Origin of the sequence: Actinoplanes hulinensis, from assembly GCF_019429605.1 — a bacterium.
Taxonomy (GTDB): domain Bacteria; phylum Actinomycetota; class Actinomycetes; order Mycobacteriales; family Micromonosporaceae; genus Actinoplanes; species Actinoplanes campanulatus.
In genome coordinates this window covers 18,926-34,438 of sequence record NZ_JAHXZI010000012.1, presented here as the reverse complement: position 1 = coordinate 34,438, position 15,513 = coordinate 18,926, and the positions used below count along the sequence as shown (strand labels likewise).

The window sequence follows — 15,513 nt, the reverse complement described above, 5'->3', positions numbered from 1 at the left end:
AGCCCCGAGGCCGCGGGGGTGGAGTCGACCGAATCCGGTCAGCCGCGGGCGGCCAGCGCCCGCCGCATGTCGTCGTCGGAGTCCTGCACCACACGGCGCAGGATCGGGTTCAGCCCGTCGGTGCCGAGCAGGTCGGCGGCGAGCTCCCGGGTACGCGCCGACACGGCCACCGTGGGGTACGCCACCACGGCGATGTGCTCGGCGCTCATCCCGCTGCGCACCCGCATCATCTCCGGCATGTCGGCGAAGTACCGCTCGACGTACGGCTCCAGCAGGTCGAGTTGCTCGGGCTGCCAGAAGCCGGCCGCGGTGAGCTCGGCGAGCCGGTTGGAGAGCGAGCCGTCGCCGATGACCGCGGCCCAGGCGGCCTCCTTCGCCGCGGCGTCCGGCCGGGCGGCCCGGCACCGGGCGGCCCACTGCTCGCCGGAGGCGCTGCGGTCCTGCTCGCGCTCCGCCTCGATGATCTCCGAGTCGGCCGCGCCGAGGACCGAGAGCCGGTAGATGATCAGCCAGCGCAGGTCGGCGTCGACGGTGAGCCCGTCCGGCACGCCGTCACCGGCCAGCCAGCCGTGCAGCCGGGCGGTGTCGACGGTGGCGCCGATCAGGCCACGGACCGCGGCGAGCTGCCGGGAGCTGCCACCCATCGAGGCGGCGAGCAGCCGGTCGGCGGCCTGGGCGACGAGTTCCAGGGCGGCCGGGCGGGTCTCCGGGGTGGCGTACCGGTCGACCAGGCCCCGGGTGGCGCGCAGCACGTCCTCGACGACGGCCACCTCGGTCTCCATCGGCAGCGCGGCCAGGACCAGGGTGACCAGCTCGGCGACCGGGCGCTCGCCGTCGACCACGGCGTCCAGCATGGCGGCCCAGATCACGGCGCGGGCCAGCGAGTCGTCCAGCAGCGGCAGGAGCTGCGGCACGCCGGCGGTCGACTCCGGGTCGAGGCGGATCTTCGCGTACGTCAGATCGCCGTCGTCGAGCAGCAGCAGGTCCGCCGCCGGCTCCCCGGTGAGAGCGGTCAGCACGGTACGCCCGGACGCCTCCAGCTCGACCTCGAGGCGTTTACGGCGCACCACTCCTCCGCCGGGCACCCGGTCGTACAGGCCGACGCCGATCCGGTGCGGGCGCAGTGTCGGGTAGCCCTCGGGGGCGGTCTGCGCCACGGCCACCTCGGCGTAGTTCGCGCCATCCCGGGTCACCTCGGCACGCAGCGTGTTGACCTGGGCCCGGCGCAGCCACACCTCGGCCCAGCCGGACAGGTCCCGGCCGGACGCCTTGGACAGCGCGCCGAGCAGGTCGGCCAGGGTGGCGTTGCCGTACGCGTGCGCCTCGAAATGCGCGTTGAGCCCGGTCAGGAAGGCCTCGTCACCGAGCCAGGCGACCAGCTGCTTGAGGACGGCGGCGCCCTTCGCGTACGAGATGCCGTCGAAGTTGAGCAGTGCCTCGTCGGTGTCGGAGACCTCGGAGGGGGCGACCGGATGGGTGGAGGGCCGCTGGTCGGCCCGCAGCCCCCAGGCCTTGCGCTGCATCGCGAAAGTGGTCCACGCGTCGGAGAACCGGGTCGCCTCGGCGGTCACCCGGCTGCCCAGGTACTCGGCGAACGACTCGTTCAGCCACAGGTCGTCCCACCAGGCCATGGTGACCAGGTCGCCGAACCACATGTGGGCCATCTCATGGGCGATGATGTTGGCCCTGCGCTCCCGCTCACTGTCGGTGACCTTGGAGCGCGGGATCATCTCGTCCCGGAAGACGACCAGGCCCGGGTACTCCATGGCCCCGAAGTTGAACTCGGGCGCGAAAGCCTGCTGGTAGTGCCCGAACGGGTAGCGGATCTCGAACATCTCGTGGAACCGGTCCAGCGCCTGCCGGGTCAGTTGCAGGATCTCCGGCGCCTGGGCCTCCAGGTGCTGGGCCAGGGCGGCGCGGGCGTAGAGGGCCAGCGGGATGCCGTCGTGCTCGCTGGTCACCACGTGGTACGGCCCGGCGATCAGGCTGGCCAGGTAGGTGGAGATCCGCTTGGTGGGCGCGAACTCCCAGCGCCCGCCCTCCCGGGAGACCAGGATGCCGTTGGTGGCCACCACCCAGTCGGCCGGGGCGGTCACGCTCACCCGGAACGACGCCTTGAGGTCGGGCTGGTCGAAGCTGGGCAGCACCCGGCCCGCGTTGTTGATGAACAGGTGCTGGTAGAGGTAGGTGCGGCCGTCGGCCGGGTCGGTGTACCGGTGCAGGCCCTCGCCGTCGTTCGAATACCGCATCAGGGCATCGACGACCAGCTCGTTCTCCTCGGCCAGGCCGGTCAGCTCCAGCCGGACTCCGGTGGACGCCCCGGGCGCCACGGGTACACCGTTCAGCGTCATCGACGCGACGTCGACCGGCTCGAACTCCAGGAACGTGGCGGCGCCCGGCCGGGCCCGGAACCGGACCACCGTACGGGATCGGAACGTGTCACCGTCCGCGGTGAGATCCAGGTCGACGTGGTAATCCTCGACGTCCACGACAGCTGCTCGGTCGGCGGCCTCGGCACGGGTCAGGGTCGGCATGACGACCATCATGCCCCGCCACGGTCCGTCGATACGGCGAGGGCGGCGCCCTCGCCGTACGCTCGCGCCGAACTATCCCTCGATGTCGTCGTCCTCGTCGGTGACCAGCACCGGCAACTGCGAGTTCGACACCGTGCTGACCGTCCCGTCGGCGGCCATGTGCTGAATCTCGTCGTCGTTGCGGATGCGGCGGGCCTTGCGGGCCGCGAGCCGCTGCGCCGCGGACGGCCGGGTGTCGAGCTCCTCCAGGCGGGAGTCGGTGCCACGCGGGCCGGAGACGTACTCCCCGGCGTTGGGATGCCAGTCGAACTCGCGCGTGCCGATGCGGACCGGGTCGCCGGCCTGGGCGCCCTTCTTGGCGAGCTCGCTCTCGACGCCGATCCGATCCAGCCGGTCGGCCAGGTAGCCGATGGCCTCGTCGTTGTCGAAGTTGGTCTGCTTGATCCAGCGCTCCACCTGGGTGCCGCGGATCACGAAGACGCCGTCCTCGTCCTGCTCGATGGTGAAGCCGGTGTCGTCGACCGCCCGGGGGCGGATCACGATCCGGGTCGCCTCCTCGACCGGCTTGGCCGCCCGGTACTCGGCGACCAGCTTGGCCAGGGCGAAGCTGAACTCACGCAGGCCCTCACGGGTGATCGCGCTGATCTCGAAGACCTGGTAGCCGCGAGCCTCGAGGTCGGGGCGGACCATCTCGGCGAGGTCCCGCCCGTCCGGGATGTCGACCTTGTTGAGCACCACGAGGCGCGGCCGGTCCTCCAGCCCCCCGTACGCCGACAGCTCGGCCTCGATCGCGTCCAGGTCGGCCAGCGGGTCCCGCTCGATCTCCGGCGCCGCCGCGTCCAGCACGTGCACCAGCACCGAGGTCCGCTCGATGTGCCGCAGGAACTGCATGCCCAGGCCCTTGCCGGTGGCCGCGCCCGGGATCAGGCCGGGCACGTCGGCGATGGTGTAGGTCTCGTCACCGGCCTGCACCACGCCCAGGTTCGGCACCAGCGTGGTGAACGGGTAGTCGGCGATCTTCGGCTTGGCCGCGGACATCACCGAGATCAGCGACGACTTGCCGGCCGACGGGAAACCCACCAGGCCGACGTCGGCGACGCTCTTCAGCTCCAGGACCACGTCCAGCTGGTCGCCGGGCTCGCCCAGTTCGGCGAAGCCGGGCACCTTGCGCCGGGCGTTGGCCAGCGAGGCGTTGCCCCGGCCGCCCCGGCCGCCGCGGGCCACGGTGAACTCGGTGCCGGCGCCGATCAGGTCGGCCAGCACCTCGCCGTCCTCGGTCTGCACGACCGTGCCGTCCGGCACCTTGAGGATCAGGTCCCTGCCGGTCGCGCCGTCCCGGTTCGACCCGGCGCCGCCGCCACCGCTGTTCGCCTTGATGTGCGGGTGGAAGTGGAAGTCCAGCAGGGTGTGCTGCTGCGGGTCCACCACCAGGGTGATGCTGCCGCCGTGCCCGCCGTTGCCGCCGTCGGGCCCACCGAGCGGCTTGAACTTCTCCCGGTGCACGGAGGCACAGCCGTGCCCGCCGTCACCCGCCTGCAGGTGCAGCACTACCCGGTCGACGAACGTGGTCACTTTGCGACTCCTACTACTGCTGGCTGGTTCTCAGTGCTGTCTCAGCGTCGCTGGGACAGCACTGAGGGCCAGCCGCCGGGTTGAAAAACGACAGCGGGCCGCGGACCCGAGGGTCCACGGCCCGCTGTAGAGAAAAACTACTCCGCGACCGGCACGATGCTGACGGTCTTGCGACCACGCAAGGTGCCGAACTGGACGTTGCCGGCGGCAAGCGCGAACAGCGTGTCGTCGCCGCCACGGCCGACCAGGTCGCCCGGGTGGAACTTCGTGCCCCGCTGGCGGATCAGGATCTCGCCGGCGTTGACCAGCTGGCCACCGAACCGCTTCACACCCAGTCGCTGAGCGGCGGACTCACGGCCGTTACGCGAGCTGGATGCACCCTTTTTGTGAGCCATGGCGCGCCTACTTCCCGGTCTTGATGCCGGTCACCTTGACGCGGGTCAGCGGCTGACGATGCCCCTGGCGCTTGTGGTATCCGGTCTTGTTCTTGAACTTGTGGATCCGAATCTTCGGACCCTTGGTGTGCTCGGCAATCTCGCCGGACACCGTAACGTTGGCAAGCTTGGCCGCTTCGGTCACCAGGTTGTCACCGTCGACGAGGAGGACCGCGGCGAGGGTCAGGGCATCGCCGGGCTGACCCGCGAGCTTCTCGACCTCGATCACGTCGCCCTCGGCAACCTTGTACTGCTTGCCGCCGGTCTTGACGATCGCGTACATGGGACGCGGACTCCCTGAGACTTACGCAGCCGTAGGGCTGCTGGCGGATGTTGCTAAGAGGCTCCGGCAAGCGCTTGGAGGCGCGCACGGAACTAGCGCCGAAAAGGCGCCGTCGGCAAGACTACTTCATAGCCGGGCCGAGACCCAAACCGGGCTCTACCCCCGGCCGCAGGCCTTGTCCAGCGTGGCATGCAGGGCGGCCAGCTTCTTGTCGTCGATCTTGGCCACGTCACCCTTGAGAGCGGTGATCTGCGCGCCCATGGCGGCGAGCGCCTTCTTGAGCTCCGCGTCCGAGGCGAGCTTCGACATGTCCAGCAGGGCGAAGGAGAAGTTCTCCACGTCCCGGGTGACCTTCTCCTGGGCCTTGGCCTTCGCCTCGGCGCCCTCGGCGGCGGCCTTGATCAGCAGCTGGTAGTCCTCGGCGAAGGTGGTGCCGAAACTCGTGCTGGTCCGGCTCGCCTGGGCGCAGATGGCCTCGGTGTCCTCGGCGAGCGCGGTGTCGGTGGGCTTCTCGGTGGTGGCGGCCGCCGACCCGGCCACGGCCGGGGTCGGCCCGGCGGCCGTGGGCGCGGGGTCGCCACCGGAGCATCCGGCCAGCAGCAGCGCGGCGAGCGCCACGGAGGCGAGAGCAGGGGTACGCATGGGCGTCGGTCTCCTCGGGGGACAGGGATCGATCCCGCCGAGGGTAACGGAAAACCCGGCCCGGTAGTTAGCTTTCTTTACAGATCACTACCGGGCCGGGTTTCAGCCGTTCAGGGGCGGGTACGGCGCCGTGCGCCACCCCGCCGGGACCGTCGGCGGGTGCCCGTGCCGGCGCCCACCACGTCGTCGTCCTCGTCGTCCTCGTCCTCGGCCGCGTCCGGGTCGTCGGCCCCGACCAGCCGCATCGGCTCGGCCTCGCCGGCGTGCCCGTTGGCCTCCGCCGAGTCGTACCGGGACAGGTCGTAACCACTGATGTCGTAGTCGTCGTCGCCGTCCGAGGTGGTCAGCGCCGACTGCACGCGCCGGACGATGCCGGAACCCGCCACCGGGGCGGCCGGCGGCACCTCGGCCACCTCCGCGACCGGACCGGGCTCCTCGGCCACCTCGGCGACGGCCGGCGGCTCCTCCACCGGCGTCACCGGCTCGACGACCGGCTCCACCGGCTCGATCTGCTCCACCGGCTCGACGGCCTCGATCTGCTCCACCGGTTCGACCGGGGCGCTGTCGCCACCACCGCGGCGGCGCCGCTGCCGGGAGGACTGCGGTTGCGGGGCAGGCGCCTCGGTACGCACCGCCGCGGCGACCGCCTTCACCTGGGTGCCACCACCACTGCTGCTGCTACCGCCACCGCCGTTGGACCGCTTCTCCGGCACCGGCTCCGCGTGGATGATCAGGCCGCGGCCCTTGCAGTGGTCACAGTTCTCGCTGAACGCCTCCAGCAGGCCCGCGCCGATCCGCTTACGGGTCATCTGGACGAGGCCCAGCGAGGTGATCTCGGTGACCTGATGCTTGGTCCGGTCCCGGCCCAGGCACTCGGTGAGCCGCCGCAGCACCAGGTCGCGGTTGCTCTCCAGCACCATGTCGATGAAGTCGATCACCACGATGCCGCCGAGGTCACGCAGCCGCAGCTGGCGCACGATCTCCTCGGCCGCCTCCAGGTTGTTGCGGGTGACCGTCTCCTCGAGGTTGCCGCCCGCACCGGTGTACTTGCCGGTGTTGACGTCCACGACGGTCATCGCCTCGGTGCGGTCGATCACCAGGTGGCCGCCGGACGGCAGGAAGACCTTGCGGTCCAGACCCTTGAGGATCTGCTCGTCGATCCGCCACTCGGCGAAGACGTCCTGCGTGCCGGTGTGCCGGCGGAGCCGCTCCAGCAGGTCCGGGGAGACCGAGTCGAGGTAGTTCTCCACCTCGGCGTACGCCTGCTCGCCCTGCACCACCAGGTCGCGGAAGTCCTCGTTGAAGAGGTCCCGGACCACCCGGATGACCAGGTCGGGCTCCTCGGACAGGGCGCGCGGGGCGTTGCCCTCGGTGGCCCGGGCCTGGATGTCCTCCCACTGCGCCTGCAGCCGCTTGACGTCGCGGGCCAGCTCGTCCTCGCTGGCGCCCTCGGCCGCGGTCCGGACGATCACGCCCGCGCCGTCCGGCACCAGCTTCTTCAGGATGTCGCGGAGCCGCTTGCGCTCGGTGTCCGGCAGCTTGCGGCTGATGCCGGAGGCGTTGCCGTTGGGCACGTAGACCAGGTGCCGGCCGGAGAGCGCGATGTGGCTGGTCAGCCGGGCGCCCTTGTGGCCGATCGGGTCCTTGGTGACCTGCACCAGCACCGAGTCGCCGGAACGCAGCGCCTGCTCGATCGAGCGGGCCCGGCCCTCCAGCCCGGTGGCGTCCCAGTTGACCTCACCGGCGTAGAGCACGGCGTTGCGGCCGCGGCCCACGTCGACGAACGCGGCCTCCATGCTCGGCAGCACGTTCTGCACCTTGCCGAGGTAGACGTTGCCGACCATGGTGCCGGAGGTGGCCCGGGCCACGTAGTGCTCGACCAGGATGCCGTCCTCGAGGACCGCGATCTGGGTACGGTCCTGCTTCTGCCGGACCACCATGACCCGGTCCACCGCCTCGCGGCGGGCCAGGAACTCCGACTCGCTCAGGATCGGCGGACGGGTACGGCGCTGCTCCCGGCCGTCCCGGCGGCGCTGGCGCTTGGCCTCGAGCCGGGTCGAGCCGGAGACACCCTGCACCTCGTCGGTACGCCGGGGCTCACGCACCCGGACCACCGTGTGCACGCCGTCCTCGATACCGCCGGTCTCGCCGTCACCGCTGGAACCCTTGCGCCGGCGCCGGCGCCGACGGCGGGTGACCCCGTCGCCCTCGCCGTCCTCGGACTCCTCGTCCTCCTCGCCGTCCTCGGCGGAGGCCTCGGCGCCCTCCTCGACGTCGCCGTCCTCGGTGTCGTTCTCGTCGGCCTCGTCGGACGGGCCCTTGCCCCGGCCGCGGCCACGACGGCCCCGGCGGCGGCGACGGCGGATGCCGCCGTCCTCGTCCTCGTCGGCGCCGTCCTCGACGTCGTCGGCGCTCTCGTCGACCTCGTCCACCTCGTCGGTGACCGGCTCGGTCTCGGTGGCGGTGACCTCGGCGGGCTCCTCGGCCGCGCCACGACGGCGGCGCCGGCCACGGCGCGGGGCCTCGACGGCCTCCTCGGTCTCCTCCTCGGTCGTCTCGGCGACCTCGGCGACCGGGGCCTCGGCGGCCACCGGCGGCTCGGCGGCGCCGCGACGGCGACGGCTCACCGGGGCGGACTCGGCCTCGGCGGCATCCGGCGGCATGAAGAGCACGGCGGGCGGCAGCGCTGCCCGGCGGGCCCGGGCGGGCCGGGCCGGCTTCTCCTCGACGAAGTCGTCATCGAGCGGCAGGACCCCGACGACCGGTACGGCGGCCTCACGGGCCGCGGAGGCGGCCGCCACGGCGGCGTCCTCGATGAGGGCGGCCTCGTCCTCGGTGATCTCGTCCTCGTCCACGGCGGCGACCGGGATCTCGGCGACTGGGGCCGCGGGAGCGGGCTGCTCCTCCACCTCGACGAGGGCGGGCTGCTCGACCTTCTTACGGCGGGCCCGGGTGGCCTTCTTCACCGGCGGCGGAGTCTCGGCGACCGGCTCGTCGGCGACCGGCGCCTCGGCGACCGGCGCCTCGGCCGGGGCGGCAGGCGCGGCGGCCTTCTTCCGGCTCCGGGTGGCCTTCTTCACCGGAGCGGGGGCCGGGGTCTCGGTCTCCGCACCGGGCTCGGCGGCGCTGTCCGGCGCCTCGGCCTCGGGCGGAGGTGCCGCCGCCTTGCGGCGCGGGGCCCGCGTCCGGCGTACCGGGGTGGTGCTTGCGGCGGTATCTCCGGGAGGAGTCTCTGCTCCGTCCCGTTCGCCGCCCTGTTCTCCCAGGTTGACTGGGGGCTCGTTATCGAGCATGGGGCGCTCTCCAGTTCTCGGCGACCCCGGGCGCGGGTGAGCGCTGCCACGCAGGGTCGCTGCAAAGTTTTTCGGGCCCGACCGATTGGGGACGGGCTTGCCGAAGTCTGTCAAGTGAACCTTTTTCAACCTGGCAGCGGGCCGAAGACCGCCGGGCCGTTGGCCGGCTCCGGATGCTGCCGCCCTCGCCACGTTGAAAAACGTTCTACGAACACCAGCCGGTTTGCGGCTAGCGTCCTCCGATGCCGACATCCCCGCGATCCGCGTCCAACGGATCGACGATCTCCCCCTGCGCGGTGAGTGTGCCCTGGGCCAGCCGGGTAACCCGTGGGGGCACCGGCGGCTCCAGGCCGGCCACCACGCGCAGGCCGGAGAGGACGTCATCGGGCCGCACGGCGGGCGTCACCTGCCGTACGACAAGGTCGATTATCGCACACCGTACGCCAACGGCCCCGGAAGGTAGGTCCGGCTCCCCGGACACCGCACAACGGGTCACCGCGGCCCGGGCGTCGAAGGTACGGCGACCCTGCTTGGTCATGCGTTCCACCAGGACTTCCGCGGAGTCGAGGAACGCGGTCACCGCCTTCTCGGCGTCCGCGGGCTCGACCCCGGGCAGTTCCAGCTGCCAGCGGGACGCGTCGATCCGGTCGGCGAGGCTGCCCTCGCCCGCGATCACCGCCTCCAGGACGTCGAGGCCCGGGGAGAGCGCGGCGTCCAGTGCGGCACGCAACTGCTCCGGGTCGACCGGCGCCTGGAGGCCAATCTCCAGGTACTCCGCCTCGCTGCCGACGCCGGTGGGCGCGGCGCTCGCGTACGAGATCTTGGGGTGTGGGGTGAAGCCCTGCGAATAGGCGATCGGTACGGCGGCACGGCGCAGCGCCCGCTCGAACGCGCGGGCGAAGTCGCGGTGCGAGGTGAAACGCAGCGGGCCACGCTTGGCGTACCGCAGACGGATCCGCTGGACGACCGGCGCCTGGCCGCCGACGGGTTGGTTCTTCGGGGGAATCGGAAACTCCTAAGCGGGAACCCGCAGATTCTTCACGGGTGTCAGGGGAAGCAGCTTCTTGCCGGTCGGGCCGATCTGGATCTCGGTGTCCATCGCCGGGCAGACGCCGCAGTCGAAGCAGGGGGTCCAGCGGCAGTCGTCCTGCTCGTACTCGCTGAGGGAGTCCTGCCAGTCCTGCCAGAGCCAGTCCTTGTCGAGGCCGGAGTCGAGGTGGTCCCAGGGCAGGACCTCCAGCTCCTCACGCTCGCGGGTGGTGAACCAGTCCAGATCCACGCCCATCTCGGGCAGGACCTCGTCGCAGGCCTCGACCCACCGAGAGTACGAGAAGTGCTCGGACCAGCCGTCGAAACGGCCGCCCTTCTCCCAGACCCGGCGGACGACCTTGCCGACCCGGCGGTCGCCGCGGGACAGCAGGCCCTCGATCAGCGACGGCTCGCCGTCGTGGTAGCGGAAACCGATCGCCCGGCCCAGCGAGCGGTCACTGTTGATCTCGTTCTTGAGCAGCTTGAGGCGGGCGTCGATGACCTCGGGACGCTCCATCGAGGCCCACTGGAACGGGGTGTGCGGCTTCGGCACGAAACCGCCGATCGACACGGTGCAGCGGATGTCCTTGGTGCCGGCGGCCTCGCGGCCGGCCCGGATCACCTCGTGGGCCATGTGCGCGATCTCGAGGACGTCCTCGTCGGTCTCGGTGGGCAGGCCGCACATGAAGTACAGCTTCACCTGGCGCCAGCCGTTCGAGTACGCCGTCACGACCGTACGGATCAGGTCCTCCTTGGTCACCATCTTGTTGATGACCTTGCGGATCCGCTCCGAACCGCCCTCCGGCGCGAAGGTGAGACCGGTCCGCCGTCCGTTGCGGGACAGCTCCTGGGCCAAATCGATGTTGAACGCGTCGACCCGGGTGGACGGCAGCGACAGCGAGACGTTGGTGTCCGCGTACTGCTCGGCCAGGCCGGAGCACATGTCACCGATCTCGGAGTGGTCGGCGCTGGACAGCGAGAGCAGGCCCACCTCGTTGAAGCCGGAGAACTCCAGGCCCTCCTTGACCATCTGGCCGACCGTGGTGATCGACCGCTCCCGCACCGGGCGGGTGATCATGCCGGCCTGGCAGAACCGGCAGCCCCGGGTGCAACCCCGGAAGATCTCCACGGCATAGCGCTCGTGGACCGTCTCGGCGAGCGGGACGAGAGGCTTCTTCGGGTACGGCCACGCGTCCAGATCCATGGTGGTCCGCTTGGCAACCCGGAACGGCACGTCCGGCCGGTTCGGCACGACCCGCTGGATCCGGCCGTCGGGCAGGTAGTCCACGTCGTAGAACCGGGGCACGTAGATGCTCTCGGTGCGGGCCAGGCGCAGCAGCACCTCGTCCCGGCCGCCCGGGCAGCCCTCCGCCTTCCAGTCCCGGATGATCCCGGTGATCTCCAGGACCGCCTCCTCGCCGTCACCGAGCACGGCGGCGTCGATGAAGTCGGCGATCGGCTCCGGGTTGAAGCTGGCGTGGCCGCCGGCCAGCACGATCGGGTGGGTCTCGTCCCGGTCGGCGCTCTCCAGCGGGATGCCGGCCAGGTCCAGGGCGCTCAGCATGTTGGTGTAGCCGAGCTCGGTGGCGAACGACAGGCCGAACACGTCGAACGCCTTCACCGGGCGGTGCGCGTCGACGGTGAACTGCGGGACGCCGTTCTCCTTCATGAGGGCCTCGAGGTCCGGCCAGACCGCGTAGGTGCGCTCGGCGAGCACGTCCTCCTGCTCGTTGAGCACCTCGTAGAGGATCTGCACACCCTGGTTGGGCAGGCCGACCTCGTACGCGTCCGGATACATCAGCGCCCACCGGACCGTGGTGGCGTCCCAGTCCTTGACGACGGCGCCGAGCTCGCCGCCCACGTACTGGATCGGTTTGCTGACCCGGGGCAGCAGCTGCTCGAGCTGCGGGAAGACGGAACTCACGCTCATGGGTGTCCAGGGTACGCGAGGCCGATGGAGGCTATCGGTCCAGTTCCGCCGCCGCCCGGTCCAGATCGGTGGCCAGCAGGTCACTGCGGAACGAACAGAGCTGCAACGTCATCCGTGCGGCCCCCCGCTCGCCGACGATCAGCCGAACCGGCTTCCTCCGATCATCCAGGTCACCCACGATGAAGTCGAGCAACCGGACCCCGGCGCTGTCCAGGAACGAGACCGCGGTCAGGTCGATCAGCACGGCGTCGGCCCCGGTGGTCCGGGCCACGATGGCCCGGCCGATGTCGTTGGCGTTGGCCAGGTCGATCTCACCCTTGAGGTGGACCAGTTCGGCGGTCCCCCGGCGGGAGAAGCTCACCCACTGGTCCGTCACTGTTCCCCCACTCGGGATTCAAAAGCGCAGTCCGGCGTCGTCATGAACTCCCTTCGGTCGCTCATGACGACTTACCCCGATGCCGCCGCATGGTCACCGTAGTCCCCTCCCCCTGGTCGAAGCTCACTTCGTCCATCGACTCGTAGATCAGTTGCAGGCCGCGGCCCCGGGCCAGGTCGGCGCCCGGCCCACGCCAGGTGCCGTGGTCGCTGACCCGGATCTCCACGGCGTCGGCGCTGATCGTGGCGGACACGTCCACCATCCCGAACGGGTCGTCCCGGTAGCCGTGCTCGATCGCGTTCGCCACCGCCTCGGAACTGGCCAGCAGCACCGCGTTCAGACAGTCCGGGTCGATGCCGTGGCCCGCCATCCAGCCCCGCATGTCCGCGCGGAGCCGGGAGATCTGGACCGGGTCGGCGCCGATCGAGCGCTCCAGCCGCTCCTCGGTGCCGAGGGAGAGGCAGAGCATGCAGACGTCGTCGCCGTGGTCGCGGCCGACCAGGATGTCGGCCAGCCCGGCGGTCAGGCCCTTGAGCGGGGCGTCGCGCAGCCGCGAGAACTCCCGGGCGAGGATCTCGAAACCCCGGTCGAGTCCGCGGCCCCGGCGCTCGATGAGCCCGTCGGTGTAGAGCAGCAGACGGCTCCCGCCGGACAGCCGGATCCGGTCCTCCACCCGGTGGCGGTCGCCGGCCCGGGAGCCGAGCGGCGCCGAACGGGCCTGCATGAGGTACTGCGGTGGGCCGGCCGGCTCGTGCAGCAGCAGCGGCAGGTGACCGGCCGTGGCGTACGTCAGTTCGCCGCTGAGCAGGTCGATCTCGGCGTAGACGACGGTCGCCATCCGCGCCGACTCGACCCGCTCGCAGAACCGGTCCAGCCCCTCCAGGAGCCGGGCCGGACCGTTCTCGGCGGTGGCCAGCGCCCGGATCGCGCTGCGCAGCTGACCCATCGTGGTGGCCGCGTCGATGCCCCGCCCGACCACGTCGCCGACCACCACGGCCAGCTTGTTCGCGGTGATCAGGAAGGCGTCGTACCAGTCACCGCCGACCTCCAGGTCCTGCGCGGCGGCCTGGTAGTGGGTCTCCAGCGCGAACCGGGAGTCGGCGCCCGGCACGTCCGCGGCGAGCAGGCTGCGCTGCAACGTCCGGGCGATGGCCCGCTCCTGCTCGTAGAGCCGGGCGTTCTCCAGCGCCAGGGCGGCCCGGTCGGCCAGATCGACCAGGAAGAGCCGGTCCGCCCCGGCGCCGCGCCGGTCCGGGGCCATCCGCAGGGCCAGGGTGCCGATCACCCGGCCGCGGACGGTCAGCGGCAGCACGGTGCAGCCCAGTCCGTCACCGTCGCCGGCGTAGACCGGCGCGCAGGTCTCGACCGCCTCGGCGACCCGGGCGTCCAGCAGCTCCGGATCGGGGGCGGGGCCGCCGTGGTGCTCAACCAGGCCGGCCGGGCCCACCTGGAGGCGGACCAGCGCCCAGTCGGCGATCTCCGGCACCACCCGCTCGACCAGGCGGCGGGCCCGCTGCAACAGGCGGTGCTGCTCGTCCAGCGCCCGGGTGGTGCGGGCCAGGAAGGAGGACCGGTCCTCGCGGCGGCGGCCCTCGTCGTACAGCCGGGCTCGGTCCAGCGCCTGTCCCGCCTGCTGTCCGAGCAGCCGGATCACCCGCAGCTCACCGTCGGTGAGCACGCGCTCCTCACGGAAACTGAACGCCAGCACACCCAGCACCGCCACGGCGCCGTGCTCCTCGGCCGGCCCGGTGGTGAGCGGCAGCAGCACCACGGTCTTGCGCTCGGAGCGGCGCATCGACTCGGCCAGATCCGGGAAGTGCTCCTCGGCCTCCGCCACGGTGGCGATCACGTGCAGGTCGCCGCGCCGGGCCACCTCGGCGACCGCCCGGGTCGACGAGCGGGGCATGTCGTCCCAGTTGCTGGTGGTCGGATCGGTCGAGGAGACCGCGATCAGCTCGTCCCGCTCCGGGTCGACCAGGAAGATGCTGCTGCTGGCGGCCTGGAACGCGGGTTCCGGGGCGCGGATCACCGCTTCCGCCACCTCGGCCTCGGTAGGAGCCGCCGCCAGGTCGGCCACTATCTGCTGGAGCACCCGCACCCGCTGCTCGGAGGACTCCGCGGCGCGGCGGGAGCCCAGCAGCTCCCGCTCGTAGCCCCGCCGCTCGGTGGCGTTGAAGATCATCGTGCGGATGATCCGGGGAGTGCCGTCGGGGCCGGACTCCAGCACCGAGTTGACCAGGGTGGGCACCCGGCTCCGGTCGGCACGGACCACGTCGAGCGCGATCTCATGCACCTCACCCTGCATCGTCAGCAACGGCGCGTAGTGCGTCTCGTGGAAGATCTGGTCACCGGGGGTGAGCAGGTCACGGAACCGTTTGTGACCGATCAGATCGGTACGGGCATACCCCGTCCAGGTCAGGAAGGTCTCGTTGACCCGGACGATGGTGCCGTCCGGGAGCGTCGTGAGGTAGCCACACGGCGCGTGTTCGTACAGATCCTCGGGATCGTCGTCCCAGGGCAGTCGCAACTCCTGTGTCACGTCCGGCCCGCCAGATTCACTCACGCCAATCGTCCGCCGATCATGCCCGTGTCTACAACCAGGACTTGATCGCGTCAACCGTCTCCTCCGGTGCGCTCAGATTCGGACAGTGCCCGGTCGCGTTGAGGGCCATGAAGGTGCTCTCCCTGGTGTTCTTGTGAACGTACTCACCGACCACGGTGGGGGCGATGACGTCGTCCGAGCACTGGAGGATCAGCGACGGAACCCGGAGGTTGGGCAGGTCGGCGCGGTTGTCCGAGAGGAAGGTGACCTGCGCGAACTTCCTGGCGATCTCCGGATCGGTCCGGCAGAAGCTGTTTGTCAGCTCCTCGCCCAGCTCGGGCCGCTCCGGGTTACCCATGATCACCGGCGCCATCGCGCTGGACCAGCCCAGATAGTTGCTGTCCAGCGACTCCAGCATCTCCTCGATGTCGGAGCGGGCGAACCCGCCGACATAGCCGTCCGCCTCGTCGTCGATGTACCGCGGGGACGGGCCGACCATCACGATCCCGGCGAACCGGTCCGGTTCCCGGATCGCGGCCAGCACACCGATCATGGCGGACACCGAGTGCCCGACGAAGACGACGTCCCGCAGATCGTGTTCCTCGACGATCTCCAGAATGTCCTCGGCGTAGCCGGCGAGCGTGCCGTGCCGTGAGTCCCGGTACGCCGACAGGTCCGACCGCCCGTTCCCGACGTGGTCGAACAGGACGATCCGGTGGGTGTCCGCGAACGCCGGGGTCACCAGCCGCCACATGTTCTGATCGCAGCCGTACCCGTGGGCGAACAGCATCGGACGACCGGAGACCGCCCCGGAGATCGTGACAGCGTTCCTCTGCGTCGTGCTCATGGTGCGGCGACCTCTTCCGTCTGCACGCGAA

11 protein-coding genes are annotated in these 15,513 nt (G+C 71.1%); all 11 read right to left on the bottom strand.

All coding sequences use genetic code 11. From position 1 onward, the window contains the following. Positions 1-38 precede the first annotated feature (38 nt). The 11 genes from pepN to KZ829_RS22660 all read right to left on the bottom strand — a co-directional run bounded on the left by pepN (position 39) and on the right by KZ829_RS22660 (position 15,482). Complete coding sequence (gene pepN / locus KZ829_RS22710; protein ID WP_220145953.1) at positions 39-2,534, bottom strand: aminopeptidase N; 2,496 nt, start codon at positions 2,532-2,534, stop codon at positions 39-41. Between the two features lie 72 nt (positions 2,535-2,606). Then, complete coding sequence (obgE, locus tag KZ829_RS22705) at positions 2,607-4,106, bottom strand: GTPase ObgE (protein WP_220145952.1); 1,500 nt, start codon at positions 4,104-4,106, stop codon at positions 2,607-2,609. A gap of 137 nt (positions 4,107-4,243) precedes the next feature. Continuing rightward, positions 4,244-4,501, bottom strand: a complete 258-nt coding sequence (gene rpmA / locus KZ829_RS22700; RefSeq protein ID WP_204295123.1) for a 50S ribosomal protein L27 — start codon at positions 4,499-4,501, stop codon at positions 4,244-4,246. Between the two features lie 7 nt (positions 4,502-4,508). Then, positions 4,509-4,823 (bottom strand): 50S ribosomal protein L21, encoded by a 315-nt coding sequence (gene rplU, locus KZ829_RS22695; protein WP_093621557.1) that lies wholly within the window; start codon positions 4,821-4,823, stop codon positions 4,509-4,511. Positions 4,824-4,979: 156 nt separating this feature from the next. Continuing rightward, on the bottom strand, positions 4,980-5,465 hold the full coding sequence (locus KZ829_RS22690; RefSeq protein WP_220145951.1) for a hypothetical protein: 486 nt from the start codon (positions 5,463-5,465) through the stop codon (positions 4,980-4,982). Between the two features lie 110 nt (positions 5,466-5,575). After that, positions 5,576-8,758 (bottom strand): Rne/Rng family ribonuclease, encoded by a 3,183-nt coding sequence (locus KZ829_RS22685; protein ID WP_220145950.1) that lies wholly within the window; start codon positions 8,756-8,758, stop codon positions 5,576-5,578. 229 nt (positions 8,759-8,987) lie between these two features. Continuing rightward, positions 8,988-9,707 (bottom strand): TIGR03936 family radical SAM-associated protein, encoded by a 720-nt coding sequence (locus tag KZ829_RS22680; protein ID WP_220146169.1) that lies wholly within the window; start codon positions 9,705-9,707, stop codon positions 8,988-8,990. Positions 9,708-9,773: 66 nt separating this feature from the next. Beyond that, entirely contained in the window at positions 9,774-11,717 is a 1,944-nt protein-coding gene (locus tag KZ829_RS22675; protein ID WP_220145949.1) for a TIGR03960 family B12-binding radical SAM protein, read from the bottom strand. A gap of 31 nt (positions 11,718-11,748) precedes the next feature. Further along, positions 11,749-12,093, bottom strand: a complete 345-nt coding sequence (locus tag KZ829_RS22670) for an STAS domain-containing protein (RefSeq protein ID WP_220145948.1) — start codon at positions 12,091-12,093, stop codon at positions 11,749-11,751. 61 nt (positions 12,094-12,154) lie between these two features. Next, the gene (locus tag KZ829_RS22665) at positions 12,155-14,656 is read right to left on the bottom strand and encodes a SpoIIE family protein phosphatase (protein WP_308285623.1); all 2,502 of its coding nucleotides are present in this window, start codon (positions 14,654-14,656) and stop codon (positions 12,155-12,157) included. 28 nt (positions 14,657-14,684) lie between these two features. Next, positions 14,685-15,482 (bottom strand): alpha/beta fold hydrolase, encoded by a 798-nt coding sequence (locus KZ829_RS22660; protein WP_220145947.1) that lies wholly within the window; start codon positions 15,480-15,482, stop codon positions 14,685-14,687. Between the last annotated feature and the right edge of the window lie 31 nt (positions 15,483-15,513).

Excerpts from the sequence above, each read along its gene's own strand:
- KZ829_RS22685 (WP_220145950.1), bottom strand. The coding sequence starts at position 8,758 with ATGCTCGATAACGAGCCCCCAGTCAACCTGGGAGAACAGGGCGGCGAA.
- KZ829_RS22660 (WP_220145947.1), bottom strand. The coding sequence starts at position 15,482 with ATGAGCACGACGCAGAGGAACGCTGTCACGATCTCCGGGGCGGTCTCC.
- pepN (WP_220145953.1), bottom strand. The coding sequence starts at position 2,534 with ATGCCGACCCTGACCCGTGCCGAGGCCGCCGACCGAGCAGCTGTCGTG.
- rplU (WP_093621557.1), bottom strand. The coding sequence starts at position 4,823 with ATGTACGCGATCGTCAAGACCGGCGGCAAGCAGTACAAGGTTGCCGAG.
- KZ829_RS22675 (WP_220145949.1), bottom strand. The coding sequence starts at position 11,717 with ATGAGCGTGAGTTCCGTCTTCCCGCAGCTCGAGCAGCTGCTGCCCCGG.
- KZ829_RS22690 (WP_220145951.1), bottom strand. The coding sequence starts at position 5,465 with ATGCGTACCCCTGCTCTCGCCTCCGTGGCGCTCGCCGCGCTGCTGCTG.
- rpmA (WP_204295123.1), bottom strand. The coding sequence starts at position 4,501 with ATGGCTCACAAAAAGGGTGCATCCAGCTCGCGTAACGGCCGTGAGTCC.